This window comes from Paraperibacillus marinus (assembly GCF_046237605.1).
Taxonomy (GTDB): Bacteria; Bacillota; Bacilli; order Bacillales; family DSM-1321; genus Paraperibacillus; species Paraperibacillus marinus.
On record NZ_CP143542.1, the window covers coordinates 1,142,412 to 1,168,701 of the forward strand.

Consider the following 26,290-nt stretch of genomic DNA (forward strand, 5'->3'; position numbering starts at 1 on the left):
CTCATTAAAATCCAAAAGAGCTCTGGAGCACAAGCGGTTTTACATTAATCAGTGAACCTTCCTGATGGCTGCTGTCATTCAGGACGAGTGTCAGGTTGATTGTACCGTGTTTGAAGCGGCCGGTAACACGGTCTTTCTTAACATTGCTTAATGTGAGGGAAGAGACCCTGACTGCGCCTGAGTTATCATCTGCTTCCGCAAGTTCGGTGGAATGGGTAAGCAGTTTTATAGGCTCCTCATTGTTCCGCTTTATGGTAATATCATTTTCTTCAATGGAAATTTTTACGGTGGAGGCAGGCTTGACTGAGTCTTCTATCAGATACCCCTCGACTGTTTTATCTTCATTCCGTACAAGCTCAATTCCTCTTCCATCCTCCAGGTTCCTTACATAAGTAGGAGGGGAGTTGTACATTTCGTTTAATATCATGGTCGCAATATAATCTGCATTATCACGCAGCCCGCTTTCCACCTGGATTTTCTGGTACAGCTTGATGCCTGTCAGAAAAACCGAATAAATCAGTACTGCGGCAATGGCGGATATCACAACAGTCAACAGCAGCTCAATCAGTGTTACTCCCTTTTCGTTGAAGAATGGCTTATTCATTTTTCAGTACCCCTCTGACAATAGCTTCGCGGCCGCCCCATTTTACCTCAACAGCCAGGGGCATGATGTAGTCACTCAGGTCACCGTCGGCCCTTGAGATGGTCACTTCCGCTTCATAAGTAACGTTGTTCACCTTGGATTGAAAGACCGTTTCACAGTTTCCTTCGAATGCATCCTTATTCTTTAAACAGTCGCTTAATTGAAGGGTGATCGACTGGGGCGGGCGGGTTGTGCTGTCTTCCGGAAAATATGCATCTTGGATTTTTTCAAAAGGCTGCCTCTCTACATAATTCAGCACATTCCGAGCCACATTGATGCCGACCGTCTTGCTTTCATTTTGTTTTGTGTGAGTATAAGCCTGGTTAAAAATACCCATGGCTGATAACAGCAGAATACCAAGCAGGGTAACGGCAATCAGTACCTCAAGCAGGCTGAAACCCCCGTTTTTATTTAAAATTTTCATAGTTTACATACTTCCTCTTCTTTCAAATTACCTGGCTTTATTATACAATAACTAATAGTCGATATTTGTCTTTTAAGGAAACTTTTTAGGTATTTAGTAATATTGTGAGATTAAAAGAAGATTTTAGAAGAGGTGGACCATTTGATAACCGTTTTGCTGGCATGTGCCTCTCTCATCCTTCTTGTGCCGATCCTGCTGCTGCTGGATCTTGGGATGAGCAAAAAAGGGAAGCTGCTGCTGGGTGCGACAGCGTTTTGCATTTCAGGCCTGTCCCTTATGGCTGAGGGAAGCCTTCCGCTGCAGCAATCCATCCTGATTGCCCTGCTGCTCGTGCTCCTGTCGGGGCTGATGTATGGAAAAAGATTGGGGAGTTTCATCTTCGCGACGCATGGCGGCGGGAACAAGCCGGCAATGCCATACTTTGATCATGAAGCGGGCGCATCCAGGGAAGCTGCTGGAAAAGAATTGAATATAGCAGAGAAATTCACTGAAGAAAATGATTCTGCAGCCGATGAAGTGATTATAGTCTCCAAAACCGAGCTTACGCCACAGCCTCATTCTGGTGCTGACGTGGATGACTGGCTGGAGACCATGGAATTCTCTGAAGCAGAAGCAGCAGAAGAAGCTGCAAAGCCGGATCTGAATGAGGTTCAAAGTGACGGTTCAACAGGTGAGCTGTCAGAAATAGAACAGCTGCTGGAAATGGCAGAAGTCGAGGAAATAATAGGAACATCCCCCGCTGTCCCTTCAGTGCCGGATGCAGCAGGCGCCGGACTCGAAGAAGCAGGCATCCCGAAGGATTTTATCCTTCAGGACATGGATTCTGAGCTTCATCCTTTGGAAGATGAAGCAATGAAACATCTACATATAGAAGCTGATTCAGAATTGCAGCCTCTTCCGCTTTATGACTTAGACGCCGTCAATGCCGAAACTGGCAGCGAAGATGCTCTAGAAGCTGAAGTTTTGCCGCCGGCCGGTTTAGACGAAGATGTTCTTCCTCTATTATTGCTGAAAGAAGCAGAGAATGAGCAGCATGAAGAAAAGGAAGATGAGTTCCTTCCTGGTTTGGAGGAAGCATCTAAGATTGGCTCTGTTTCTGAAGAGCTGGAGGAGCTGCCGCAGAGGGAAGAGGCTTTATTGGACCATGTTCCTGACCTTTCGGAGGAAACGGACGATTCCATGAAAGACATTCCGGCAGAGGAACCAGCCGGGCAGGACGATCAGGATGATCATAACTTTGAAAGTGTTCTTATAGAAGAAGAAAAAGCGGAGGCACCGATAACCCGGAGGCAGATAGATAAAGGAGTCCTGCAGACTATACTGAGCGGGATAGCCATTTCACGGGATGAAACGGATTATCCTTCCTATATAAGGCTTGTGAAGCAGCATATGCATCCGGGGCTGTCTCCGCAGGATTATTATGTATTTGCTGGTTTATTAATTGAAGAGTATATCCGGCAGGATGATGCGGCAGCATTAGAGCCGCTGCTAAAAGAACTGCAGGAAAGATACCTTCCTTATCCAATCATCTTAAGTGAAATAGAATTTTTATATGAAGCCTATTGCAGGTAATTTTTAAAGAACAGGTGAGTGTAATCATGAAAAAAAGTGCAGAGATCGCCGGGCTTCCCATCATCAGCATCCAGGACGGAATACAGATCGGAAGCGTAAAGAACCTTGTTTTAAATCCGGAAAAGGGAACGATAGAGTTCTTGACCATCGAACATGAGGAATGGGAGGAGAATGTGAAGGCCATTCCGTTCAAGAAGGTTGTAGGGATTGGAGAATATGCGCTGACTATTGAAAACGGAAACGCGGTCATCGACCTTGCTGAACTGCCTGTGGTCAACGAGCTCGTGACAAAAGGCATCCGCATCAGCGGTACCCGGGTCATGACAAGGAAGGGACAGCTTCTGGGCGAGGCTGTGGAATTCTTTACGGATGATGAGAGCGGGCAGGTCATCGGTATGGTTCTGTGCATTAAGGGCGGAGAGAGATTCCTTGCTGCCGAATTTGTGCAGACCTATGGACGTGACATCATTATTGTCCAAGAGGAAGCAGAGGGAAATCTGGAGCCGTTAAAAGATAGTGAGATCAGTGTGTACAACAAGGAGGAAGGCGGGGCCATTCCTTCCATCCGGCATAAACAGATTGAGCTTCTGAGCGGCAAAAGGGTGATGAAGGATATTCTTTCCGGTACAGGCGAGGTCCTGATTGCAGAAGGGACATTCCTTTCGGCGGAAGATGTAGAAAAGGCACAGGAAGAGGGCCCTGGAGTGATTGTCGAGCTTTCCATGAGTGTCGAAGGCTAATGCAAAGCGGGGAATAAAGTGTGAGGAACCAGGACAGCCTAAAAATTTTATTGACGCTCCTGCTGGCAACAGCTTTCATTTTCTCTTTCTCGCATTTTGGCGCTAAGGCCTATACTTCCTATTTTATTGCAGGGGAGCTGTATGGAGAAGGGACAGCGGTGGGAAGTCTCGATGTTGCAGGCAGGACAAGGGCGGAAGCAGCCGCCCTTATTGAGGAGAAGAGCGAGGAATGGAAGAAAGCTGTAAAGCTCACCCTCGCCTATAAAGAAAAAAAGACAGCAGTCAGTACCAAGGATTTCACTTTTCTCAAAGAAAAGACGGTATCAGACTTATCTTCCGGCAGAAAGACTCTCGCATCTGTCGAATTGCCGGATGACAGTGTCAAGGATATGCTCCTTAAGGTTTCCAGCTCCATTGCCTCAGATGATGTGGAGATAGACAAGTTGAAAAAGGACTTGATGATCAGTGCCACCATGCTTGAAGCAGGCAGCTATGTACTGAACCTTGAAAGCTATATCCCCGGCTCCGACCGGGAGGAAGTCATCAATACGGCCTCGGTTTCAGGCGGTCAGAATGCAAACGAATTGGAGCGGCTGGCAAAAGCGGGACCCGTGATTGAGATTCCTGCAGGCGCTCCGTTCTCCCTGCAGAAAAACCTGCTTGAAAAGCTTGACCTGAAGCTGACAGCCGGGGCAGAGAGCAGGCTTGCCACCGCTGTCTATCAGGTGATCGGCAGGACGAACTTTGAAATGATAGAACGCCATATCAGCAGGGAGCTGCCTGATTATGCAGAGCTCGGCGTAGAAGCAAAGGCTGACAGCAGGAATAAGCTGGATTTGATCTTTTACAACCCGAATAAATACGGCTTTAAACTGGCTTTTGCCATCGAAGGGGACCGCCTGGCGGTCAAGCTTTCCGGCCGTCCATTTTTATACAGCTATGAAATTGCCAAGCGGGATCAAAAATCATTTGATCCGAAGGCTGTCCTCCATTTCAAACCCCAGCTTTCTTTTCCGCAGACGGTGATTGAAAAGGATGGCAAAGAAGGGCAGCTTGTGAGGATGTACCGGAATACAGTGGATGAGAAAGGCAGGCAGGTAAAAAGCGTGCTATTATCAGAGGACTTTTATGCACCGGTTTACAGCATCCATGACATAGGCTTGATCAAGCCGCTTCCAGAGATTATCCTGAGCGATGAAACACTGCCTTTTGAAGAAGAAGAAGAAGAACCGGCGGCAGAGGATGACAGCGGTTCTGCCGTGGAAGATAACACCGAAGATCCGGCAGCAGAAGAAGACAGTGAAAACACGCCTGATCCAGGCACAGAAGAAACAGAGTATCCCGATGATACAGATGAAATTGAGGTAGATCCAGATCCGCTGCAGGAAGATCTTCCTGCCGGGGATACCCGATAAAAATTACCGATAAAGGCGGGGAACCACAATGACACAGACCCGTAAGCGCCTTGGGGATTTATTAGTTGAAGCTGGTCTGATTTCTGAGGATCAGCTTCATTCGGCTTTAAAAGATAAAGGCGCAGGCCAGAGGCTTGGAGATGTATTGCTGCAAAAGGGCTATATCACAGAATTGCAGCTGATCGAAGTGCTCGAGGTGCAGCTTGGGATTCCCCATGTCAGTCTGTACCGCTTCCCATTCGATACGAAGCTGTTTTCGCTGGTGAGCAAGGACTATGCGAAGCGGAATCTTGTAATTCCCTTAAAGCGTGAAGGCGACAGGCTCCTGATTGCCATGGCGGATCCAATGGACTTTTATGCCATTGATGACCTGAGGCTTGCAACAGGATTCCAGATTGAAGCGGCGATCGCAACAAAGGATGATATTCTCCGTTCCATCCAAAAATATTATGATTCAAACGAGAATTTTGAAGAACTGCTTGGGGATTCCCCGCAGCAGGAAGCCGTCGAGGAAGACAAAATAACAGATCAGGACTCGCCGGTTGTCCGCCTGGTCAACCAGCTCATATCCGCAGCTGTCACCCAGAAGGCGAGTGACATCCACATCGATCCCCAGGAAACCAGGGTTGTAATCCGGAACCGGATTGACGGCGTCCTTCGCATCGAGAGGGTGCTCCCGAAGCATATGCAGAGCGTCCTCACGGCCAGGATCAAAATTCTGGCCAATCTGGATATAACCGAGCACCGGGTGCCGCAGGACGGCCGGATCAAGATCAATCTCGATTTCCATCCGGTCGATCTTCGTGTATCTTCACTGCCGACCATCTATGGCGAAAAAATCGTGCTGCGGATCCTGGATCTCGGCAGCTCGCTGAATGACCTGAACCAGCTTGGCTTCAATAAGCTGAATCTGCAGCGCTTCCTGAACATGATCGATAAGCCGTCCGGCATCGTGCTGATCACCGGCCCGACCGGATCTGGAAAGTCTTCGACCCTCTATGCCGCTTTAAATAAGCTGAACAGTGAAGAAGTGAATATCATCACGGTGGAAGACCCGGTAGAGTACCAGCTTGAAGGAATCAACCAGATTCAGGTGAACCCGAACGTGGGAATGACCTTTGCAGCCGGGCTCCGCTCCATCCTCCGGCAAGATCCGAATGTAATCATGGTCGGTGAGATCCGTGATAAGGAAACCGTGGAAATCGCAATCAGGGCCTCACTTACAGGACATCTGGTCCTGAGCACCATTCATACAAATGACTCGATCAGTACGATAACAAGGCTGATGGATATGGGAGTGGAGCCATTCCTGCTTGCCTCTTCACTGAGCGGAATTGTCGCCCAGCGCCTTGTCAGAAGGGTGTGCAGGGACTGTGCCGGGGAACAGGCCCCATCGAAGCGGGAAATTGAAATCTTTGCCCGCCGGGGGATGAAAATTGAAAAAATCATCAGGGGAAAAGGCTGCGCCTCCTGCAATATGACCGGCTATAAAGGCCGGATTGCCATCCATGAAATCCTCGTCCTGAACGATGAGATGAAACGGGTGATCATGAATGGGGAAGCCTTTACCGGGCTCAGGGATCTGGCTGTAAAGAGCAAGACGGTCTTTTTGATCGATGACGGACTGCTTAAGGTGAAGCAGGGCTACACCACCACAGAGGAAGTTCTTCGGGTCGCCATGCCCGAGTAGGAGTGAAGCAGATGGCAATTGATATTGAACATATACTTCGTGCAGGCTATGAATTGAAGGCATCTGATATCCACCTGACCGTTGGGGTCCCGCCTGTTATGCGCATAAACGGCGATCTGAAGCGGTATGGAAAGGACGTTCTGGCACCCGGGGATACAGAGAATATGGCAAGGAAAATTGTACCCGGGGATATGTGGGAAACTTTCAAGGAGCGGGGGGAGCTTGACTTTTCTTACGGTCTCGCAGGGGTTTCGCGGTTCAGGGTGAATGCATACCACCAGCGGGCTTGCATATCGCTTGCCATCCGCATCGTGCCGAGGCGGATTCCGGCCCTTGATGAGCTGGGACTGCCGGAGGTGCTGAAAAAGGTGGCAGAGAAGCCGCACGGCCTCGTCCTGGTGACTGGTCCAACCGGGAGCGGGAAGTCTACGACGCTTGCCTCGATGATTTCGTACATAAACCAGACGATGAAAAAGCATATCGTGACCCTGGAGGATCCGATTGAATATCTGCATAAGCACGGCAGCTGCATTATTGACCAGCGGGAAATCGGCTTTGACACCAACAGCTTTGCCAACGGACTCCGGGCAGCGCTCCGCCAGGATCCTGATGTGATTCTTGTTGGCGAAATGCGTGATCTTGAAACGATCCAGACAGCCATCACCGCAGCGGAGACAGGCCACCTCGTTTTCGGGACTCTCCATACATCCAGTGCGCCGTCGACAATCGATAGGATCATAGATGTCTTCCCGGCCGACCAGCAGCCGCAGATCCGCATTCAGCTGGCATCGGTACTCGTGGCCATCGTCTCCCAGCGGCTGTTTCCGACGGCCGCCCGCGACGGACGTGCCGCCGCGACCGAGATATTGATCAATAATCCGGCGATCGCCAATTTGATACGCAATGAGAAAATCCACCAGATTGCCAGTGTGATCCAGACATCAAAGGCACAGGGGATGCATACACTGGAAAGCCAGATCAAGGACATGCTTGCTGCCGGACGGATATCCCGTGAAGCGGCTTCCGTCTTTTTACAGGAGAAGATAGAAAATGGCCAGATATAAATATAGCGGCCGTGACCGGAGGGGCGCAAGATCCGGCGTGATTACCGCAGCCAATAAGAGGGAAGCGGCAGCCAGGCTCCGTGAAGACGGCATAAAGGTAATGGAAGTCACTGAAGTCCCGGAAACGGTACTGACAAAGGATATCGTGATCGGAAATCCGGTCAGGCTCCAGCACTTCGTCGTGTACCTCAGACAGTTTTCCACCCTGCTGAAGGCCGGCGTCACGGTCGTGGATGCCACCAATATCCTGTCTGTGCAGACAGAAAGCAAATACTTGAAGAAAGCACTGCAGGACATCGAGGCCGATCTCCGGGAGGGACATCCGCTCTCTGAGGCGGCAGCCAGGCATAAAAGGATCTTCTCGCCGCTCTTCATCAACATGGTGAAGGCCGGCGAGGCAGGGGGAAATCTAGACGGAACGCTCGAGCGCCTGGCCGATCATTTTGAAAAGCAGCACAGCACGCGTCAGAAGATCACGTCGGCACTGGCCTACCCTTCCGTCGTGGCGGTCATCGCGGTCGGCGTCGTCATCTTCCTGCTTGTGTCGGTTGTACCGACATTTGTAGACATGTTTGCCGATTTCGGGGGCGAGCTGCCAGCCATCACTCAATTCGTGCTCAGTGCGAGTGATTTTATGCAAAAGTCCTGGTATTTCATCATCCTCCTGTTCCTGCTTGCAGCAGGGGGGATTGCGGCGGTCCGCAGGAACCGGAAAACAAAATATTATCTCGATTACTTTGTGCTTCGCCTGCCGATATTCGGAAGCATGATTCAAAAGGCGGTCCTGGCCCGGATGACCCGGACGCTGAGCTCGCTGTTCACAAGCTCCGTCCCAATCCTTCAGGCAATGACAATTGTCGAGAAGGTTGTGGAAAATGAAGTGGTCGCCCGTGTAGTCAGGGAATCACGGTCATCCCTGGAACAGGGCCGATCCATCACAGAGCCCATGAAAAAACACTGGGCCTTCCCGCCGCTGATCACCCAGATGATCGCGATCGGTGAAGAAACAGGATCGCTCGATGCTATGCTCGGGAAGGTGGCCGACTTCTACGAAAAAGAAGTAGAAAATAGCACAGAGCGGCTCAAATCACTGATCGAACCTCTGATGATTGTTGTGCTAGCCGGCCTTGTCGGGACTATTGTCATAGCGATCATGGTGCCGATGTTTGAGATTTTCAATGAAGTAGGCAATCAATAGCGACAAATTTCCTACTTTTTTTAAAAAACTATATCGAACAGACTGTTCAGTATAGTATAATCCTATATATAAATTTACAAAAATAGTAAAATATTACTAGGGAGGAAAAACTAGTGTTAAAGAAACTCTTAAAAAATGAACGCGGACTTACCCTGATCGAACTATTAGCTGTCGTCGTCATCCTTGGAATCATTGCAGCCATTGCCATACCAAGCATCGGGGGCCTTATTGATAACTCGAAAAAGGATGCTCATGTGGGTAATGCACAGCAGATGCTAAATTCTGCTAAGATTTATGCAACAGGAAATGCAGAGGATATAGGAACTTCTCCTGTTAAGGTAACATTGGAAACCATGGAAAATACTAATTTAATCGATCCGATTAAAGACCCAGATAAACAATCGGGAGATTATATTGAGAAAGAATCTTTTGTTACAATTTCAAAAACTGATAATAAATTTACCTATACAGTTACTTTAACAAACGGCAAACGGGGTATCTTTGGTAAGACTGCTGCTGATCTAAAGAGAAGCGCAGTTGAAGATGTTAAGGCTGCGCCTCCTGCATCTGAGGGTAATCAATAATTGAATTTAGTAATTTTCTTTTACTTATTTTTTTTAGGGCTTATCCTCGGCTCCTTCTACAACGTAGTCGGACTCCGGGTGCCGCTGAAAAAGTCCATCGTTTATCCGCGCTCAGCCTGTCCGTACTGCAAGCATGTGCTGGGCCCGGCTGAATTGGTGCCTGTGTTGTCTTATGTAATCCAGGGAGGGAAATGCCGGAGCTGCAAGGGCCGGATTTCCCCTCTTTATCCGATGATGGAGCTGTTGACGGGTGTGCTGTTTGCGGCAAGTCCGCTACTGCTTGGCTGGACTTCGGAGCTATTTATTGCCTGGACGCTGATTTCGCTCTTTACGATCATCACGGTGACTGATTTAAAATATATGATTATTCCTGACAAAATACTGCTCTTTTTTGCAGTAATTTTTTTGTTTGAACGGATTCTTATGCCATTGGACCCATGGTGGGATTCGCTGCTAGGGGCGGCAGCCGGCTTTTTCTTGCTGCTGGCGATTGCCATCGTCAGCAAAGGCGGCATGGGCGGCGGGGACATCAAGCTGTTTGCCCTGATCGGCCTTGTTGTGGGTACGAAGCTCATGCTTCTGTCTTTTTTCCTGTCGACCTTTTATGGGGCAGTCCTTGGACTTGCCGGAATGAGGCTTGGGGTTGTGAAAAAAGGAAAGCCGATTCCGTTCGGCCCATTCATTGTTCTTGGAACACTGACTGCCTTCTATTTCGGACAGAAGATACTTGCCTGGTACAGCGGGCTGTTAAATTAGTGATTATTAAAGGGGATTCGCAGCATGGGCCTTTCATTCTTCTCTCATAATAATAAAATAGTAAATCTGGTGATCCAGGACCATGCGATCCGCTATGTTGAGCTGAAGCAGGCCGTTCCCATGACTGTCCAGAGATGGGGGGAGTACCTGCTTCCGCCGGGCTTGATCAAGGACGGAAGGATTCTGGACAGGGACACTTTGTCCACCATTCTCGAGCAGTGTGTCTCAGAATGGAAGATCAAGAAGAGGCAGGTGCGGATCTTTGTTCCTGATCCTTTTATCGTGGTGCGGAAAATTGATGTGCCGGCCGATGTGGAGGATGATGAAATAAAGGGCTATCTGTATATGGAGCTTGGCTCAAGCATCCACCTTCCATACGATGAGCCGGTGTTTGATACGGCTGTGATCGGGGAGAAGGACGGCCGGAAGGAAATTCTGCTGTTTGCCGCCCCTGAAGATGTGGTCGGTGAATACAGCAGTCTGATGGAAGCCTGCGGTCTTGTTCCTATCGCTGCTGATGTTTCAGCGCTTTCTCTGTACCGCCTGTATCATGCTCTCGATAAATCCAGGGATCATGAGCGGCTTTTGATGGTAGAGCTGGATGTTGGCTGCATGACCGTCAGCATCTTTGAGGAAAACCGCCCGATTTTCATGAGGCATATCCAGCTCACCGGAAGCCTCTCTTTTTGGGAAACCTCCCTGGACGGCGGCGGCTCTCAGAAGCTGGTGTACGATAAGGATCCTGCTGAATTGGAAGAGGCCGTCGAGGATATCGCCAAGGAACTTGAGAGAATAATGAACTTCTACAGATACACTCTGCACCAGGGACAGCATTCGGTCACACGGATATTGCTTGCCGGGGATAATCCTTTCATTCCGGAAGCATTTGAAGTAATGGTCACAAGATTTGGTTTGTTTGTGGACAAAATCGATCCTGAGACTATTCTGACAGCAAACCAGGCCCCAATGCCCCAATCGTATTACGCTGCGCTTGGCCTGGCGCTGAAAGAGGTGTGAACATGCTGGTTGAAATCAATTTACTGCCGAGAAGGCAGCCAAGGCCTTACGGATTCATCCTGTCACTTGTCAGCCTCACGCTCATCGCTGCCTTTGCCTTAGCCTTTATTCTATGGAGCTGGGATGCCAAAAGAGATGAGCTTGCATCCACAGAGCGCCAGATTCAGACCCAGCAGGAGCTGCGTGCGGCAGAAGAGCTGAAAAAGGAAAGCCTCGCCAATTCCAGTTCAGCGGTACAGCTGAACCGGACCATTGACTGGGCGGAAAACTATGAAGTCAAGACCGTTCCGCTGCTTCAGCATTTAATTTCCCTGCTTCCGGAGCGCGGATATATCATCACATTCGAATCCGGCGATGACGGTAAAATTATGCTTGCCACCCAATTCGATACGAGCAGGGAAGCTGCTTTTTATCTGAATGAGCTGTCCACATCAAAATGGCTGAAAAAAGTCAGGATGACCACGCTTTCCACAAAGCTTGGCAAGGTTAATGCCTTGACCGGGGAGGATGTTTCCAATAAAGAAAGTGATGATAAAAGCAAGCTGGACAATGATATATACGTTCCCCGGTACGCAGCGGTTTATGAGTTGTTTGTAAATCAGGAGGGTGCGAAGAAAGAAGCGGCAAAGGAAGCCGGGAAGAAAAGCCTGCCTCCTAAAAAAGGGGAGGAGAGCCCATGAAGCGCAGTCTTACAAAAAAACAGGGCTATTCCCTTATCTTAAGCCTATTGCTTGCGGGGGCGGTCCTTGTTTTTCTGTATTTTAAACTCCTTTATCCCCTCAAAAGTGAGCTCAGCATCAAAAAGTCTGAGCTTTCCTCTGAGGAAAAAATGGTTTCCATGCTCCAATCAGAAGGAAGCGGTGCAAGCGACAGCAAGTTTGAATCCACGGTGGAGCTGCAGAAGAAGCTGCCGGTAAAGGCCCTGGTTGAACAGATTCTGCTGGAGCTTGAAAAAGCTGAGGTGATATCCAGCAGCTTCATCGTTTCCTTAAACGTTAAAGAAGAAGAGGCGGAAAGCGGGAATGCTGTGGCTGCTGGTGATAAGAACAGCGGAACGGAGGAAGGAGAGGCCGGTCTGCCTCCAGGCGTAAAAAAAGTCGATCTCGAGCTTACCGTTCAGTCTCTTTCATACAGCAATCTCGAAGCCTTTATTTCTTCTATTGAAAACACATCGAGAATCATGAAGGTATCAGCCTTGAAATTCACAGGAGGAGTGGAAATTATGTCCACCGAACAAAATCCGGAACGGCTCGTTTATAATGTGACAGTTTCTGCGTTTTATCATCCGGGCCTGACCGATCTTGCAAAAGAAATCCCGCCGATGGACAAGCCGGAGCCTGCTAAAAAGAAAAACCCTTTTAATGATAATTCGGAGCTGCCTAAAAGTGAAACCACGGATTCATAGGGAGCTGCCATGAAAACACACAGCCGGCTGAGGGATGAAAGGGCAATGACTTTGTTCGAGCTGCTCGCCGTAGTCACCATATTAGGAATTTTATCGGCCATTGCGGTTGTTTCTTTCGGGAAGCTGATTTCTGTATCAAGGGATCAGGCGTTTATCGCCAATGCACACACTATACGCGATGCTGCCCGGTTTTATTTGAAGGAAAAGATCGTAAATGAAGAAAAATTTGATGGCAGCATTTCGTATAAAACACTGATTGAGACAAACTTCATGGAACAGATGAAGGACCCGTATACAGGGGAGATGCTTGCGGCAAGCGAAGAAACTTATGTAGCAGTAAGGGACGGCAGGATCGACAGTATTCTGCTTCTCGGGAAAAACCGGAGAATTGCCAAAGGTGGAGGCCCGGTTCCGTTCAATGAATTATCCCGTGAATATATTGTTCGAAAAGAATAGGTTTTGGCGAAAGCTAATTATAACAAGACGACAAAAGTCTTGTTATTTTTTTTTGTCTCTATGATAGGATGGTGAAAATTAAACAAAGGAGGTGCGGAAATGAATCGTGATCAGAATCCGAAAAATAAGATTGTTATTAAATTCAATGGCGGGGAGAAGCATTTTTATACTGAAAATGATGAGCGCCTGATGTCTATAGATGAAACCGCTGCAGCATCTGAAGGGGCAGAAGAGAGCTTCGACTGGATCCTTCCCGAGCCGGCAGGCGCTGAGGAAAAGAACTCCTTATCTCCCTACATAGTCCAGGTGCAGCCCAAAAAAGCACGCTTCAATTTCAGGGTGCTGAAGGCGGGCGCCCTGATACCATCTATGTGGGTGTCTATTATTCTTGCCGTTGTTGTCGGGACAAGCCTTGGCTTTATCGCACTGAAGACCGTTACCGGGAAGGACAGAACTCTGCCTGAACAAGCAGCCGCCGAAGCAGGTGCGGCACCGGCAGCGCAGCCGGAAAAAGCCCTGGAAGCTGCCGGCCAATCGCTCCCTGATTTAAAGGCTTATGTGGTCCAGGGCGGGATATACAGCACAAAAAAGAGTGCAGAGGGTGTACAGGCTGAACTGCAGGCGAAGGGTACGGATGCGGTGATGCTGGAACAGGACGGAAGGTTTATCCTCATCATTGGAGCTGCAGATTCGCTTGGGGCCGCAAAAAATCTGTCCCTCTATATGAAACAGCAGAAGCTGGATTCATTTTGGAAGGAGCTATCCATAGGAAAGAATTCGGTGAAGAAGATTTCCAGGGGAGATAGAGGGGCGCTCAAAATTATGAATACCGTATACGGGATGCTAGCCGAAAAAAGCTCCGCAAAACTAATGGCTCCTAAAGCAGCTGATGATTCCGGGGAGCTGCAGGAAGCTGTGAAGCAGATGGAAGACCGGGAAAAGCCCCAAAATAAAACCATTGCTGATATGCAGGCTGCCCTTAAGAAAGCATCAGCCATCTACCTTGCCTCAACAGACACTGGCTCCCTGATGCAGGCGCAGGCAAAGCTCCTGGATTATCTTAAATTATACTCTGCACTATAAAACAGCGAAATTTGTATTTTCCGGGAAATAAGAAAAAGGCTGCAGCAGCCTTTTTCCTGCCCCGATAGCGAACGAAAGCCAGATCGGCTGCCGTTTCACAATCAGGAATAATAGTCCGCTTAACATCCCGGGGAAGTTATATATTCTCCTAAGCCAAAAAGACAGCAGCCCTGCCGGCAGAATGCCTGAAAAATTTAATCCTCCGTTTCTTGTAGCTCCTCCCCAACTCTGATACGATTGAATTGTATCTCCCAATATATGCATGCATTAGTAAGGATAGGTGAAAGAGATTGATCCGTATTATTTTAGCTTCTTCCTCCCCTCGCCGGAAAGAACTTCTACAGCTTTTACAAATTCCTTTTGAAATTGAGGCGAGCGATGTCGATGAGACGCTCGCAGACACCATCTCTCCAGAGGAGGCGGTGGTTATGCTCGCAGAACGGAAGGCCCGGGCTGTCCTTCATAAACATGGGGATGCCTGTGTGATCGGCTCTGATACCATTGTTGTCAATGAGGGCAGGATCCTTGGCAAGCCGGCTGGCCGGGACGACGCCCGTGCCATGCTTAAAAGTCTGTCAGGCAAAAGGCATCATGTACTCACTGGTGTCTCAATCATGAAAGAAAATCAGAAAACAACATTTTTTGAAAAAACCGAAGTGGTTTTCTGGGATCTCACTGAAAAGGAGATTGAGAATTATCTGGATAGCGGTGAACCTTTTGACAAAGCCGGTTCATACGGAATCCAGGGGTATGGATCGCTGCTTGTGAAGGAGATTGCCGGAGACTATTTTTCGGTGGTCGGCCTTCCGGTTGCACGTTTATCCAGAGAATTAAAGCTTTTTATGCAGAACAGCTGATTTAGGTGATGTCCCCTGCTTCGGATTAAATAGAAAGCGGGGAATGACTAATGACCACTAATATGCTGATGAAGGATTTTCCTCTGGATGAAAGGCCGAGGGAGCGTTTTATCCAGGAAGGGGCCAGGGCCCTTTCAGTCCAGGAACTGCTGGCCCTGCTGCTTAGGACAGGGGCAAAGAATGAATCTGTCCTGCAGCTTTCTGGCCGGCTGATTGCGCATTTTGACGGACTCCGCCTCTTGGCGGATGCCTCGCTTGAGGAGATGGTGTCCCTTAAGGGGATCGGTGAGGCGAAGGCCATCCAGATCCTTGCCGCCGTTGAACTTGGGCGAAGGATCAGCAATCTATGTGATGATGACAGGTATGTGATCCGCTCTCCCGGAGATTGTGCCGATTATTGCATGAATGATATGCGCTTTTTGACTCAGGAGCATTTTGTGTGCCTTTATTTGAATACGAAGAATCAAGTCCTCCATAAACAGACCATCTTCATCGGCAGCCTGAACGCTTCCATTGTCCACCCGCGCGAGGTGTTCAAGGAAGCGTTCAGAAGGTCTGCCGCCTCGATTATTTGTGTCCACAATCATCCAAGCGGGGACCCCTCCCCGAGCAGGGAAGACATAGAGGTTACGAAGCGTCTTTGCGAATGCGGGAAGATCATTGGCATCGATGTACTCGACCATATCATCATAGGCGAGAAGAAATATGTCAGTTTGAAAGAAAAAGGCTATGTATGATGCTATGAAATTTCTCAGCTATGAGATATAATATAATTTATGATTTTTAGGAGTTTATTTTCCTGTTTTTTGATTAGATGGTACAAATTGAAACGTCCAATTATCTTGTAGTTGAGATTATAAACCACCTGAAACCTAATTAAAAACTTACTATAAAAATGCATTTTGTCCGGAAAGGGAGATACAACTGATGTTAGGAATAGGAACAAGAGATCTGGGAATTGACTTAGGAACCGCGAATACACTCGTATATGTAAAAGGAAGAGGCATCGTCCTTAGGGAGCCTTCGGTCGTTGCCTTCCAGACGGATACAAAATCCATCGTTGCAGTTGGCAATGATGCGAAAAACATGATAGGGCGCACACCAGGCAATGTAGTCGCGCTAAGGCCGATGAAGGATGGAGTCATTGCCGACTACGAAACGACTGCGATCATGATGAAATATTATATTAAACAGGCCACCAAGAACAAAGGCTTGTTTTCACGCAAGCCGTATGTGATGGTCTGTGTTCCTTCAGGCATCACTGCGGTTGAGGAAAGGGCCGTCATCGATGCGACAAGGCAGGCGGGCGCACGTGACGCCTATACGATCGAAGAGCCGTTTGCAGCTGCCATCGGGGCGAACCTTCCTGTCTGGGAGCCTACAGGAAGCATGGTTGTTGATATTGGCGGAGGAACGACGGAAGTTGCCATCATCTCGCTTGGCGGAATCGTGACAAGCCAGTCGATCCGGATTGCAGGCGACGAGATGGATGATGCAATCATTAATTATATCCGCAAGAATTACAATTTGATGATCGGTGACCGTACGGCTGAAAGCATCAAAATGGAAATCGGATCGGCAGGGGAGCCAGAAGGCATTGAAAATATGGAAATACGTGGACGCGACCTGCTGACGGGACTTCCAAAGACAATAGAGATCACAGCAGAGGAAATTTCAAGGGCCCTGAATGATACGGTGTATGCAATCGTCGATTCAGTGAAGAATACGCTGGAGAAAACGCCGCCGGAACTTGCGGCTGACATCATGGACCGCGGGATCGTACTAACAGGCGGGGGCGCGCTGCTCCGCAATCTTGATAAAGTAATCAGCGATGAAACCAAGATGCCTGTACTTATCGCCGAAAATCCGCTTGACTGTGTGGCCATCGGCACAGGAAAAGCACTGGACCACATCCATCTGTTTAAAGGCAGGTCAAAAGATTCACGCTGAGCTACCCATTTCTAATGGAAATTCAATAAATCCTGACGCCGAGGGCTGTCCCGGATGAGTGTGTGCACATTCCAAGGGACAGCCCGCATGTCAGGCAGAAATAAATAGAGGTGAAAGCATGCCGCAATTTTTTCTGAACAAAAGGCTGATTGTGCTGCTGGTAAGTATCATCATCCTGGTGGCGTTGATTGGTTTTTCTGTTCGAGAAAGAGAAAAACTCAGCTGGCCGGAACGGTTCCTCAAGGATACGACCGGTTTTATCCAAAATATTTTCCATCAACCCGTCCAATATGCCGCTGGTTTTTTTGATAATGTCAATGACCTTGAAAATACATATCAGGAAAATAAAAGGCTGAAAACCCGTCTTGATGAATACGTGAAGCTTAAGACGAAAGTGCAGGATCTGGAAAAGGAAAATACCGAGCTGAGGGACATTCTGGATAAAAAAGAGAGTTTAAGAGAGTTTGATCCGATTCAGGCAACAGTCATTGCCCGCAATCCGGATATGTGGCATGAAAAGGTCATTATCAACCGCGGGAAGAAGCACGGTATCGAGAAGAATATGGCCGTCATGACTTCAAAAGGGCTGATCGGAAAAATCAAGAATACGACCGAGTTCACTTCGACTGTGCAGCTTTTGAGTTCAATGGATCCGAAGAACCGGATATCCGTCAGCATCCCCGGCAAGGGGCCTATTTATGGCTTTATCGAGGGATTTGACCAGAAGGACAGGCTGCTCCTGATGAAGAAGATTCCTTATGATGAAAAAATCAAAAAGGGGTCGGAAGTTGTCACTTCAGGGATGGGCGGGGTTTTCCCTAAAGGCCTGCCTGTCGGGAAGGTGGAGAAGGTAGAGTCGGATCAATACGGGCTGACGCAGGTTGCGTATGTGAAACCTGCCGCAGAGCTTTATGATGTGAATCATTTGATCGTTGTGAAGCGCTCGATTGCCACGGCCGATCCATCGGAAGGGGAAGGCAGAGAGGGGGAGGACCTGTGAACAGATTGATCCTCCCGCTCTCCGCTCTTTTCTTTTTTATGGCGGAAAGTACCTATGCCCAGCTGTTCTCTGGAAACCACTTTGGCAGCACCCGGATTTTTGTGCCCCATTTTTTATTCATATTCATCGTTTTTTTAACGATATTCGGTTCGTCCAAGAACGGAATCATTTATGGACTGCTGACCGGCTTTTTATTTGATGTCATTTATACAGAGATTCTGGGGATATATGCTTTCTTATTTGCTTTTCTCGCATTTCTTGTTTCGCGGGTCATGAAGATGGTGCATTCCAATATTCTGGTTGCATCACTGGTCTCCATTGCGGCCATCGCGGTGCTTGAGTCCATGGTCTTTCAGGTGAATACCCAGATACATGACGTGGGCATGACTTTCCAGGAATTCGCGTCCATCAGGCTTCTGCCTACACTGCTCCTGAACCTGGCGGCCGTTATCATCCTGGCCTTCCCGCTCAAGTACTTGATTGAAAAGGCGGATGATGGCCGGGACTGACGTGCTGAACCAAAAAAAACCTGTTCTTTCGTTTCTGGGAAAAAGGATAAAGGCTCGGTATGTCGAATAGTAAATCGTTGAGGTGAATTATACCGTCATGAGTAATAAATTGCTGCAAAATGTCATCATAAAAGGAACAAAAGAAGGGCTGACCCTCCATCTCGATGATTCTTGTTCATTTCAAGAGCTGCTGCAGGAGCTTGACTCCAAGCTCTCCGCCAATATCCGCACCCAGGAAAACATGCCTTCCCTTAAGGTCAGGGTGCATGCAGGGAACCGGTACCTGACACAGGAGCAGGAAGTTCAAATAAAGGAAGTTATCTTACAGAAAAAGATATTCAATATTGAAGAAATCCAATCCAATGTCATCAGCCGTGATGAAGCCTTGCGGATGAAAGAGGAATCAGCCGTCACATCCTATGCCGGCATCATCCGATCCGGCCAGGTGATGGAAGTTCCGGGAGATCTCCTGCTGATCGGCGATGTGAATCCGGGCGGACAGGTGGCTGCTGGGGGAAATATCTTTATACTCGGTGCCTTGAAGGGCATGGCCCATGCGGGGAAAAATGGCAGGGAGGATGCCGTCATCACCGCCTCCATTTTTACGCCCTCCATGCTTAAGGTCGGGGAATTGATGAGATGGGCCCCCGGAGAAGAGCTTGAAGATGCCCAGGGGATGGAATGCGCTTATGTGGAAGAAGGCCGGATCATTACGGATAGATTGCTTGCTTTAAAGAAAAAAAGACCAAGTTTACATACATTTAAAGGGGGTCTCTAATCGTGGGAGAGGCAATAGTTATAACTTCTGGTAAAGGCGGCGTTGGAAAGACGACCACCTCGGCAAATCTGGGCACGTCCCTTGCGCTTCTAGGCAAAAAAGTCTGCCTTGTGGATACCGATATCGGCCTGCGAAACCTGGATGTAGTGATGGGGCTAGAGAACAGGATCATTTATGACCTTGTCGATGTAGTGGAAGGCCGCTGCAAGCTTCACCAGGCACTGGTCAAGGACAAGCGCTTTGATGATCTTTTGTATCTGCTGCCGGCCGCCCAGACAAGCGATAAGCATGCGGTGAATCCTGAACAGATGAAGGAGCTCGTGAACAGCCTTAAACAGGACTATGACTATATCATCATCGACTGTCCGGCAGGCATCGAGCAGGGCTACAAGAATGCCGTTGCGGGTGCTGATAAGGCTATTGTGGTCACAACCCCCGAGGTATCTGCTGTGCGGGATGCTGACCGGATCATCGGCCTTCTTGAAAAAGAAGAAAACATTGAAGCTCCGAAGCTCGTGATCAATCGGATCAGGAGCCATATGGTCAAGAGCGGTGAAATGCTGGACATCGATGATATCACCCAGCATCTTTCCATCGACCTGCTCGGCATCGTAGTCGATGATGACCAGGTAATCAAGGCATCGAACCAGGGAGAGCCGATCGCCCTTGACCCGGACAATCGCGCATCTGTCGCTTACCGCAACATAGCGAGGAGAATCCTCGGTGAAGCGGTGCCTTTAAAGCCGCTTGACGAAGAACCCAAAGGCTTCGTGGCGAAAATTAAAAAATTCTTCGGTGTACGCTAAAAAAACAGCTTGAGCGATCGAGGGCACTGAAAAAGTCCTTAAAGGATAGCTTTGTTAAATTGGACGGTTGATTTCCACTCCAGGATGCTACGCTTTCCGCGGGGCGTGCGGTGAGCCTCCTCAGCGCTATAGCGCCTGCGGGGTCTCACCTGTCCCGCTAATCCCGCAGGAGTCTCCGCACCTTCCGTTCCAATCAACCTAGTGCTACTGAACCTATATTTTAGACAAACTATAAGCCGTCCAAATTCCTGACTTTTTTAAGGGATTCGGGCGGTTTTTATTTTATAATAAAGGTAATCTATTCGAAATGGGTGGTTCCAATGATGCCAATGCAACAATCAATCAAACTAAGTCCTTATATGGGTCTCTATGACCTTATCGTGCCAAAGGATAATATGTTGCGCCAGATTAATGATCTGGTCGACTTTACCTTTGTTTACGAAGAGCTCCAGGATAAGTATTGCCTTGATAATGGCCGGAACGCAATCGACCCGATCCGAATGTTCAAATACCTATTATTAAAAACCATCCATGACCTTTCGGACATGGATATTATTGAGCGTTCCAAATACGATATGTCCTTCAAATATTTCCTGGACATGACTCCAGAAGAGGAAGTTATAAACCCGAGCTCCCTGACCAAATTCCGTAAATTGAGGTTAAAGGATAGCAACCTCCTGGATTTGCTTATTAATAAAACGGTAGAGATTGCCTTAGAAAAAGAGATTATCAAAAGCAATTCCATTATCGTCGATGCCACTCATACAAAAGCCCGTTATAATCAGATGAAACCGAAGGAAGTTCTGATGGAGCGCTCCAAGAAGCTGAGGAAGGCGATTTACCAAATCGATGAATCCATGAAGTCCAAATTCCCTCCCAAGAAAAAAACGGATGTGTTGGAGGATGAAATTACTTATTCACAAAAACTTATTGAAGTGATCGAAAAGGAAGAGACAATAGTCCATTATCCGGCCGTTAAGGAACAGCTGAACCTATTGAAAGAGACAGTCTCAGATGACTTGGAACAGCTCCAATGTTCAAAGGATCAGGATGCGAAGGTGGGACACAAGACAGCAGATACTTCATTCTTTGGATATAAGACCCACCTGGCGATGAGCGAGGAACGAATTATCACGGCAGCTGTGATTACGACAGGCGACAAAAATGATGGCAAGCAACTTCATACTCTTATTGAGAAAAGCAAAGAAGCTGGTATGAAGATTGAAACGGTGATTGGCGATACGGCATATTCAGAAAAAGAGAATATTATCTATAGCAAGACAAACGAAATTGAATTGATTGCCAAATTGAATCCAAATATTACCCAAGGCACTCGTAGTAAGGAAAATGAATTTGAATTCAATAAGGACGCTGGGATGTATGTATGTAAAGGAGGACACCTCGCAATCAGGAAGGCTCGACAAGGGAAGAAACATACGGACAGTAACGGCAGGAACCAGGTAGATACCTATTATTTTGATATTGAAAAATGCAAGCGTTGCCCGTTAAGGGAAGGTTGTTATAAAGAAGGAGCGAAAAGCAAGACGTATTCTGTTTCGTTGAAGTCACCTGAACACTCTGATCAGGCAGTGTTTCAGGAAAGTGAGTACTTCAAAGAGAAATCAAAAGAACGGTATAAAATAGAGGCGAAGAATAGCGAATTGAAACACAGGCACGGGTATGATGTAGCCACATCCTCGGGTCTGATTGGCATGGAAATGCAAGGTGCCATGGCCATATTTACAGTCAATTTAAAAAGAATTCTAAAACTGATGGTACAAAAATAAAAGCAAAAAGAGAAAAAAACAGAAAAAGAACCGATTCACTTCCAAAAACATGGAAGTGAATCGGTTTTTTTCGTTTGGATTCTTTAGAAAATCTAAAAAATTGGAAGATTTTCAGTGGCCTCGAGCGATCAAGCTGTTTTTTATTTCGAGGAAATGGGGGACAGTCCCTATTTCCCGGAAATAAGGGACAATCCCCCATTTCCATTTGAGCATAATCCGGACATGCTGTGCATACATTTTATCAGGATTGATGTGGAGGGGGATCGAAGCGATGAAGAGCAGGCAAAAGGAGATCAGGGACAGGATTGCGAAACGGAGGAAGCAGGAGGGAAGGAAGGCGGGCCTTAACGCGGCGTACAGGAAGGCTGAGGGGATTTTTGATGATGGAAGTTATGAGATGGCCCCGGAGGCGGATCATCCGTTATTCAAAAAAGAAGTGTTTTACTTTAAAATCCTCGCTTCTCTCTGTTTGTTCCTGCTGACAGCCATTATCTTCAAGAACCCGTCTTCTGCCTTTGAGGTTCCGAGGAAGACGGTCAGTCATTATATGAAAGAAGACTTTGAGTTTGCAGCGGCGAAGGATTGGTATCAGGATACCTTCGGGAAGCCGCTTGTGTTTCTGCCTGAGAAGAAAGAAACGGTCACAGCTGAAAAGGAGAGCGGAAATTACTCGCTTCCCGCTTCAGGAAAGATTGAACAGACATTTGAAGCAAACGGCCAGGGCATCATGATTGAAACGGATAAAGATTCGCCGGTCGAATCTGCAAGAGAGGGCGTCATCATTTTTGCAGGCAGTCAGGACAAGCTTGGCAGGACTGTCGTTATCCAGCACAGCGACAAAAGTGAGACCTGGTACGGACATTTGGGCTCAATCGATGTGAAGCTGTATGAAACGGTCAAAAAAGGAAATGTGGTCGGCAGAGTCACCAATAAAGCGGGAGAAGCAAAAGGGACGTTTTATCTCGCTGTTAAAAAGGGCTCACAGTTTGTGGATCCTAAACAGGTGATTCCATTTGAATGATTACCTTCGCCTGCTGTCAAAGATCGAAATACATTCTACCTTTTGGATCGTGCTCGGGATAGGAGTTTTGACAGCTCAGTTCATCCCTCTCTGTATGCTGTTTCTAATCATCTTGGTCCATGAACTGGGGCATGCCGCAGCTGCCCGTTACTTTTCCTGGAGAATCAAAGCGATCCGGCTGCTGCCCTTTGGCGGGGCCCTGGTAACGGAGGAGCATGGCAACCGGGCGCTGAAGGAAGAGCTGGCGGTGACCCTTGCCGGCCCGCTGCAGCATGTCTGGCTCTGCGGTGTCTCATACATCCTGTACCAGGCTGACGTAATTATGCTGGATGCTTTCCAGGATTTTTTCTATATGAATCTGGTAATCTTCTTATTTAACCTGCTGCCAATCTGGCCGCTGGACGGCGGAAGGCTGATGCTCATCCTCCTGTCCGCCTGGCTTCCGTTTTTGGAGGCGCATAAATATACAGTCTATGCCTCGTTCCTGTTCGCAGGGACGGGAATTGCCGCCTGCCTGGTTTTTGCCCCGCTTAACCTGAATATGTGGGCCATGGCCCTGTTCATCCTCTTTTCACTTTTCGCGGAATGGAAGCAGCGGCACTATGTTTTTGTGCGATTCCTCCTTGAGCGGCATTATGGACGCAATGCCGGCTTTAAGACTCTAAAGCCCCTCCATGCGGATGTGACGGAAACCATTACCGATGTGCTCAGCAGATTTCAAAAGGGCTGCAAGCATCCAATCGTCATCGTAAAGGAAGGGAAGGAACGTGGAGTCCTCGATGAAAATGAAATTCTTCATGCTTACTTCACAGATAAGCTGATCCATATCAAAATGGATGACCTGTTATACTCCTATTAACTGTGGTATCCTTTTTTCATGGATAAGCCGGAACGGCCGGCTATTGATGAAGAAAGGGTTTTTTTATGAAAAGATTGATTGTGAATGCGGCAGGAAGGGAAAAAAGGTTTGCGGTGACTGAACAAGGGGGCATCGTGAAGCTTGAAGTTCAGCAGCCTGGCCAGGAAAGTCTGACTGGTAGTGTTTTTTGGGGCATGGTGACAAAGGTGCTGCCCGGCATGGAGGCAGCCTTTGTAGACATCGGCCAGGGAAAGCACGGTTTCCTTTACAGAGATGACCTGCCGTCCTACCAGCTGTCAAAACTTGATTATACAGCCAAAAAAAATACTTCCATCGGACATTTTGTCCGCCAGGGGGAGAGAATGCTGGTCCAGGTTGTCAGGGATGCATCAGGAAACAAAGGTCCTAAGCTTTCCGGAATCATTGAGCTTGCTTCTGATAAAATGGTGGCCATGTTTGGGACTGATTATATAGGGGTTTCAAAAAAGATGAAATCGAACGGGCAGGAGTATTGGAGGAAAACCGCATTCAGCAAGAAGAACAGCGGTGAGGGAATGATTATCCGCACTTCAATGGAAGGATCTTCCCTTGAGGAATTTTCCCGGGAGCTTGCGGGGCTTAGGATGCAGTATGCTGAAATCAAGGACAGAGCCTCCTCGCTGAAAAAAACAGGCCTGGTTCATGCCAGGGATACATTCCTCGAGCAAATCCTGAAGGAAGAGCTGCATGCAGGGGATGAAGTGGCCGTTGATGATTTCGACTTGCACCAGGCTCTCAAAAAGCTGCTTAACACGGGGGTCACTGTGGTTCATGAACGCGGGCCGGAAGGCATCTTTTCCCGGCATGGAATCGAAAAAGAGGCCGAAAAGGCACTCCGGCAGGCCGTCTGGCTCGAAGGAGGAAGCTATCTGATCATCCAGGAAACGGAAGCCTGTACGGTGATTGATGTGAATACGGGCAGCTACACAGGAAAGTCCCATAAAGAAGAAACCATCACTAAAGCCAATGTAGAAGCGGCAAGAGAAGCCGCCAGACAGCTAAGGCTGAGGAATATCGGCGGAATCATCATCATTGATTTTATTAATATGGAGAATCCCCTCAGCAGAAAAAAGGTTCAGCAGGCATTGCAGGAAGCCCTCTCAAAGGATGAGATGAGGACAGTGATCACCGGATTTACAGAGCTCGGCATGCTTCAGCTCACAAGGAAAAAAGCGGGACCAGGCCTCCGGGAAAAGCTGACAGTCACATGTCCTGCATGCAGAGGCAGCGGAAGTGTGGAGAGTGCTGAAACCATGGCCTTCCGCCTTGAGCGGGAACTGATTGAGGCCCGTGCCAATGAAGCGGAGGGGGCCTGGATAGAAGCAACGGCAGATGTAACTTCAGCTCTGGCCGGAGCAGGGGAAGAGCATCTTCTGCTCCTCGAGCAGATGGCCGGCAAAAAGCTGATCTTCACAACGCTTTCTTCACAGATTCCCGCCTATCGCATCAGGCAATTCGGCAGCCTTGATGAAATCAGGGAGAGGGCGGAAAGAGAGTAATCCTTTCTTGAAAAGGCTATTGACTTAGAGAAACTACCTGTGCTATTATTTACTATGTTATGTTTGTAGCACCCGTGCTACAACCGCACAGATCAGGTTTAAGCTTTTTGCCCTGCAAAAACGCCTGTGATGGCGAGTCTGAGTTAATTAGAGGAGGTGCAAGTATGTACGCAATTATTGAAACTGGCGGTAAACAAATCAAAGTTGAAGCTGGCCAATCTATCGTTATTGAAAAACTGAACGTAGAAGCTGGTGAAGCTGTAACATTTGACAAAGTTCTATTCGTAGGCGGAGACAACGTGAAAGTAGGAAGCCCTGTTGTTGAGGGAGCTACTGTAACCGGCAAGGTTGAAAACCACGGCCGCGCGAAGAAAATCATCGTCTTCAAATACAAAGCGAAGAAAAACAACCGCAAAAAGCAAGGTCATCGTCAGCCATACACTCGAGTAACTATCGACGCGATCAACGCGTAAGGCTGTCTGTATGATAAATGTGATTTTTGATCATGGCGCTGATGGAAGGATTTCTTCTTTTACCATGAGTGGACATGCTAATTTTGCTGAACCAGGCCAGGATATCGTCTGTGCCGGTGCTTCAGCCGTTTCCTTCGGGACGGTCAACGCCATCATGGCATTGACCGGGGTTGAACCTGAAATTGACATGGAGGGCGGCGGAGGATTCCTTAAATGTGCAATCCCCGGCGCGCTTCCCGAGGCTGCTGCTGAAAAAATCCAGCTGCTCCTGGAAGCCATGCTGATTTCCATGCAGACGATTGAACGGGATTATGATGAATACATGAAAGTGATTGTTAACAAGTAGGAGGTGGAATTAATGTTAAGATTAGATCTTCAGTTCTTCGCTTCCAAAAAGGGAGTAGGTTCTACAAAGAACGGCCGTGACTCTATCTCTAAGCGCCTTGGCGCAAAGAGTGCTGACGGTGAATTCGTTTCTGGCGGTTCCATTCTTTACCGTCAACGCGGAACTAAAATTTACCCGGGACAAAACGTTGGGCGCGGCGGGGATGACACTCTATTCGCGAAAGTAGACGGCGTGGTTCGTTTCGAACGCCTTGGCCGTGACCGCAAACAAGTTAGTGTATATCCAGTTGCTCAAGAAGCTTAATTAACGCATCTTAGAA

29 protein-coding genes and 1 other annotated feature are annotated in these 26,290 nt (G+C 48.1%); of the genes, 27 read left to right on the forward strand and 2 right to left on the reverse strand.

Annotation, left to right across the window (positions count from 1 at the left end):
• Positions 1 to 4: 4 nt before the first annotated feature.
• Both V1498_RS05690 and V1498_RS05695 read right to left on the reverse strand, forming a co-directional pair.
• Positions 5 to 604 (reverse strand): PilW family protein, encoded by a 600-nt coding sequence (locus V1498_RS05690; protein WP_409297416.1) that lies wholly within the window; start codon positions 602 to 604, stop codon positions 5 to 7.
• Positions 597 to 1,067 carry a prepilin-type N-terminal cleavage/methylation domain-containing protein gene (locus V1498_RS05695; protein ID WP_409297418.1) on the reverse strand — a complete coding sequence of 157 codons (471 nt, stop codon included), beginning with the start codon at positions 1,065 to 1,067 and terminating at the stop codon, positions 597 to 599. The genes V1498_RS05690 and V1498_RS05695 overlap by 8 nt, the downstream gene beginning before the upstream one ends.
• 141 nt (positions 1,068 to 1,208) lie before the next feature.
• Between V1498_RS05695 and V1498_RS05700 the strand changes: the two genes are divergently transcribed.
• From V1498_RS05700 to rpmA, 27 genes are all read left to right on the forward strand, one after another.
• Positions 1,209 to 2,639, forward strand: a complete 1,431-nt coding sequence (locus V1498_RS05700; RefSeq protein WP_409297419.1) for a hypothetical protein — start codon at positions 1,209 to 1,211, stop codon at positions 2,637 to 2,639.
• Between the two features lie 26 nt (positions 2,640 to 2,665).
• Entirely contained in the window at positions 2,666 to 3,379 is a 714-nt protein-coding gene (locus V1498_RS05705) for a PRC-barrel domain-containing protein (RefSeq protein ID WP_409297421.1), read from the forward strand.
• Between the two features lie 20 nt (positions 3,380 to 3,399).
• Complete coding sequence (locus V1498_RS05710) at positions 3,400 to 4,794, forward strand: hypothetical protein (RefSeq protein ID WP_409297423.1); 1,395 nt, start codon at positions 3,400 to 3,402, stop codon at positions 4,792 to 4,794.
• Positions 4,795 to 4,822: 28 nt separating this feature from the next.
• On the forward strand, positions 4,823 to 6,484 hold the full coding sequence (locus V1498_RS05715; protein ID WP_409297425.1) for a GspE/PulE family protein: 1,662 nt from the start codon (positions 4,823 to 4,825) through the stop codon (positions 6,482 to 6,484).
• Between the two features lie 11 nt (positions 6,485 to 6,495).
• Entirely contained in the window at positions 6,496 to 7,548 is a 1,053-nt protein-coding gene (locus V1498_RS05720; protein ID WP_409297427.1) for a type IV pilus twitching motility protein PilT, read from the forward strand.
• Entirely contained in the window at positions 7,535 to 8,746 is a 1,212-nt protein-coding gene (locus V1498_RS05725; RefSeq protein ID WP_409297429.1) for a type II secretion system F family protein, read from the forward strand. The genes V1498_RS05720 and V1498_RS05725 overlap by 14 nt, the downstream gene beginning before the upstream one ends.
• 113 nt (positions 8,747 to 8,859) lie before the next feature.
• The gene (locus V1498_RS05730; protein ID WP_409297431.1) at positions 8,860 to 9,330 is read left to right on the forward strand and encodes a type II secretion system protein; all 471 of its coding nucleotides are present in this window, start codon (positions 8,860 to 8,862) and stop codon (positions 9,328 to 9,330) included.
• On the forward strand, positions 9,331 to 10,086 hold the full coding sequence (locus V1498_RS05735) for a prepilin peptidase (protein ID WP_409297433.1): 756 nt from the start codon (positions 9,331 to 9,333) through the stop codon (positions 10,084 to 10,086).
• Between the two features lie 24 nt (positions 10,087 to 10,110).
• Complete coding sequence (pilM, locus tag V1498_RS05740; protein ID WP_409297434.1) at positions 10,111 to 11,103, forward strand: type IV pilus biogenesis protein PilM; 993 nt, start codon at positions 10,111 to 10,113, stop codon at positions 11,101 to 11,103.
• Between the two features lie 2 nt (positions 11,104 to 11,105).
• Positions 11,106 to 11,783, forward strand: coding sequence for a PilN domain-containing protein (locus tag V1498_RS05745; protein ID WP_409297436.1), 678 nt, complete (start codon positions 11,106 to 11,108; stop codon positions 11,781 to 11,783).
• Positions 11,780 to 12,508: a pilus assembly protein PilO gene (locus V1498_RS05750; RefSeq protein WP_409297437.1), complete on the forward strand. Its 729-nt coding sequence runs from the start codon at positions 11,780 to 11,782 to the stop codon at positions 12,506 to 12,508. The genes V1498_RS05745 and V1498_RS05750 overlap by 4 nt, the downstream gene beginning before the upstream one ends.
• 9 nt (positions 12,509 to 12,517) lie before the next feature.
• The gene (locus V1498_RS05755; protein WP_409297439.1) at positions 12,518 to 12,964 is read left to right on the forward strand and encodes a type II secretion system protein; all 447 of its coding nucleotides are present in this window, start codon (positions 12,518 to 12,520) and stop codon (positions 12,962 to 12,964) included.
• Between the two features lie 99 nt (positions 12,965 to 13,063).
• Positions 13,064 to 14,047: an SPOR domain-containing protein gene (locus V1498_RS05760; RefSeq protein WP_409297440.1), complete on the forward strand. Its 984-nt coding sequence runs from the start codon at positions 13,064 to 13,066 to the stop codon at positions 14,045 to 14,047.
• Between the two features lie 290 nt (positions 14,048 to 14,337).
• Complete coding sequence (locus tag V1498_RS05765; protein WP_409297442.1) at positions 14,338 to 14,904, forward strand: Maf family protein; 567 nt, start codon at positions 14,338 to 14,340, stop codon at positions 14,902 to 14,904.
• A gap of 50 nt (positions 14,905 to 14,954) precedes the next feature.
• Positions 14,955 to 15,641, forward strand: a complete 687-nt coding sequence (radC, locus tag V1498_RS05770; RefSeq protein ID WP_409297443.1) for a RadC family protein — start codon at positions 14,955 to 14,957, stop codon at positions 15,639 to 15,641.
• 190 nt (positions 15,642 to 15,831) lie between these two features.
• On the forward strand, positions 15,832 to 16,854 hold the full coding sequence (locus tag V1498_RS05775) for a rod shape-determining protein (protein ID WP_409297444.1): 1,023 nt from the start codon (positions 15,832 to 15,834) through the stop codon (positions 16,852 to 16,854).
• A gap of 118 nt (positions 16,855 to 16,972) precedes the next feature.
• On the forward strand, positions 16,973 to 17,854 hold the full coding sequence (gene mreC / locus V1498_RS05780) for a rod shape-determining protein MreC (RefSeq protein WP_409297446.1): 882 nt from the start codon (positions 16,973 to 16,975) through the stop codon (positions 17,852 to 17,854).
• Positions 17,851 to 18,363: a rod shape-determining protein MreD gene (mreD, locus tag V1498_RS05785; RefSeq protein ID WP_409297448.1), complete on the forward strand. Its 513-nt coding sequence runs from the start codon at positions 17,851 to 17,853 to the stop codon at positions 18,361 to 18,363. The genes mreC and mreD overlap by 4 nt, the downstream gene beginning before the upstream one ends.
• A 97-nt stretch (positions 18,364 to 18,460) precedes the next feature.
• Positions 18,461 to 19,141, forward strand: a complete 681-nt coding sequence (gene minC / locus V1498_RS05790) for a septum site-determining protein MinC (protein ID WP_409297450.1) — start codon at positions 18,461 to 18,463, stop codon at positions 19,139 to 19,141.
• Between the two features lie 2 nt (positions 19,142 to 19,143).
• Positions 19,144 to 19,947, forward strand: coding sequence for a septum site-determining protein MinD (gene minD, locus V1498_RS05795; RefSeq protein ID WP_409297452.1), 804 nt, complete (start codon positions 19,144 to 19,146; stop codon positions 19,945 to 19,947).
• 320 nt (positions 19,948 to 20,267) lie between these two features.
• The gene (locus tag V1498_RS05800) at positions 20,268 to 21,734 is read left to right on the forward strand and encodes an IS1182 family transposase (RefSeq protein WP_409293864.1); all 1,467 of its coding nucleotides are present in this window, start codon (positions 20,268 to 20,270) and stop codon (positions 21,732 to 21,734) included.
• A gap of 271 nt (positions 21,735 to 22,005) precedes the next feature.
• The gene (locus V1498_RS05805; RefSeq protein WP_409297454.1) at positions 22,006 to 22,755 is read left to right on the forward strand and encodes a peptidoglycan DD-metalloendopeptidase family protein; all 750 of its coding nucleotides are present in this window, start codon (positions 22,006 to 22,008) and stop codon (positions 22,753 to 22,755) included.
• Complete coding sequence (locus tag V1498_RS05810; protein WP_409297455.1) at positions 22,748 to 23,614, forward strand: M50 family metallopeptidase; 867 nt, start codon at positions 22,748 to 22,750, stop codon at positions 23,612 to 23,614. Before V1498_RS05805 ends, V1498_RS05810 begins: the two co-directional genes overlap by 8 nt.
• Positions 23,615 to 23,679: 65 nt before the next feature.
• A complete protein-coding gene (locus V1498_RS05815) occupies positions 23,680 to 25,152 on the forward strand; it encodes an Rne/Rng family ribonuclease (protein ID WP_409297456.1) in 1,473 nt (490 codons plus the stop codon).
• A gap of 71 nt (positions 25,153 to 25,223) precedes the next feature.
• Positions 25,224 to 25,302, forward strand: a sequence feature (ribosomal protein L21 leader region).
• A gap of 14 nt (positions 25,303 to 25,316) precedes the next feature.
• Positions 25,317 to 25,625 carry a 50S ribosomal protein L21 gene (gene rplU / locus V1498_RS05820; RefSeq protein ID WP_409297458.1) on the forward strand — a complete coding sequence of 103 codons (309 nt, stop codon included), beginning with the start codon at positions 25,317 to 25,319 and terminating at the stop codon, positions 25,623 to 25,625.
• Between the two features lie 10 nt (positions 25,626 to 25,635).
• Complete coding sequence (locus V1498_RS05825) at positions 25,636 to 25,971, forward strand: ribosomal-processing cysteine protease Prp (protein WP_409297460.1); 336 nt, start codon at positions 25,636 to 25,638, stop codon at positions 25,969 to 25,971.
• Positions 25,972 to 25,983: 12 nt separating this feature from the next.
• Positions 25,984 to 26,274, forward strand: a complete 291-nt coding sequence (gene rpmA / locus V1498_RS05830; protein ID WP_409289512.1) for a 50S ribosomal protein L27 — start codon at positions 25,984 to 25,986, stop codon at positions 26,272 to 26,274.
• Positions 26,275 to 26,290: the final 16 nt, after the last annotated feature.

Coding starts and splice junctions, on each gene's coding strand:
- V1498_RS05690 (WP_409297416.1), bottom strand. CDS start 604: ATGAATAAGCCATTCTTCAACGAAAAGGGAGTAACACTGATTGAGCTG.
- V1498_RS05695 (WP_409297418.1), bottom strand. CDS start 1,067: ATGAAAATTTTAAATAAAAACGGGGGTTTCAGCCTGCTTGAGGTACTG.
- V1498_RS05705 (WP_409297421.1), top strand. CDS start 2,666: ATGAAAAAAAGTGCAGAGATCGCCGGGCTTCCCATCATCAGCATCCAG.
- V1498_RS05715 (WP_409297425.1), top strand. CDS start 4,823: ATGACACAGACCCGTAAGCGCCTTGGGGATTTATTAGTTGAAGCTGGT.
- V1498_RS05720 (WP_409297427.1), top strand. CDS start 6,496: ATGGCAATTGATATTGAACATATACTTCGTGCAGGCTATGAATTGAAG.
- V1498_RS05725 (WP_409297429.1), top strand. CDS start 7,535: ATGGCCAGATATAAATATAGCGGCCGTGACCGGAGGGGCGCAAGATCC.
- pilM (WP_409297434.1), top strand. CDS start 10,111: ATGGGCCTTTCATTCTTCTCTCATAATAATAAAATAGTAAATCTGGTG.
- V1498_RS05745 (WP_409297436.1), top strand. CDS start 11,106: ATGCTGGTTGAAATCAATTTACTGCCGAGAAGGCAGCCAAGGCCTTAC.
- V1498_RS05750 (WP_409297437.1), top strand. CDS start 11,780: ATGAAGCGCAGTCTTACAAAAAAACAGGGCTATTCCCTTATCTTAAGC.
- V1498_RS05755 (WP_409297439.1), top strand. CDS start 12,518: ATGAAAACACACAGCCGGCTGAGGGATGAAAGGGCAATGACTTTGTTC.
- V1498_RS05760 (WP_409297440.1), top strand. CDS start 13,064: ATGAATCGTGATCAGAATCCGAAAAATAAGATTGTTATTAAATTCAAT.
- radC (WP_409297443.1), top strand. CDS start 14,955: ATGACCACTAATATGCTGATGAAGGATTTTCCTCTGGATGAAAGGCCG.
- V1498_RS05775 (WP_409297444.1), top strand. CDS start 15,832: ATGTTAGGAATAGGAACAAGAGATCTGGGAATTGACTTAGGAACCGCG.
- mreC (WP_409297446.1), top strand. CDS start 16,973: ATGCCGCAATTTTTTCTGAACAAAAGGCTGATTGTGCTGCTGGTAAGT.
- minC (WP_409297450.1), top strand. CDS start 18,461: ATGAGTAATAAATTGCTGCAAAATGTCATCATAAAAGGAACAAAAGAA.
- V1498_RS05800 (WP_409293864.1), top strand. CDS start 20,268: ATGATGCCAATGCAACAATCAATCAAACTAAGTCCTTATATGGGTCTC.
- V1498_RS05805 (WP_409297454.1), top strand. CDS start 22,006: ATGAAGAGCAGGCAAAAGGAGATCAGGGACAGGATTGCGAAACGGAGG.
- V1498_RS05815 (WP_409297456.1), top strand. CDS start 23,680: ATGAAAAGATTGATTGTGAATGCGGCAGGAAGGGAAAAAAGGTTTGCG.
- rplU (WP_409297458.1), top strand. CDS start 25,317: ATGTACGCAATTATTGAAACTGGCGGTAAACAAATCAAAGTTGAAGCT.
- V1498_RS05825 (WP_409297460.1), top strand. CDS start 25,636: ATGATAAATGTGATTTTTGATCATGGCGCTGATGGAAGGATTTCTTCT.
- rpmA (WP_409289512.1), top strand. CDS start 25,984: ATGTTAAGATTAGATCTTCAGTTCTTCGCTTCCAAAAAGGGAGTAGGT.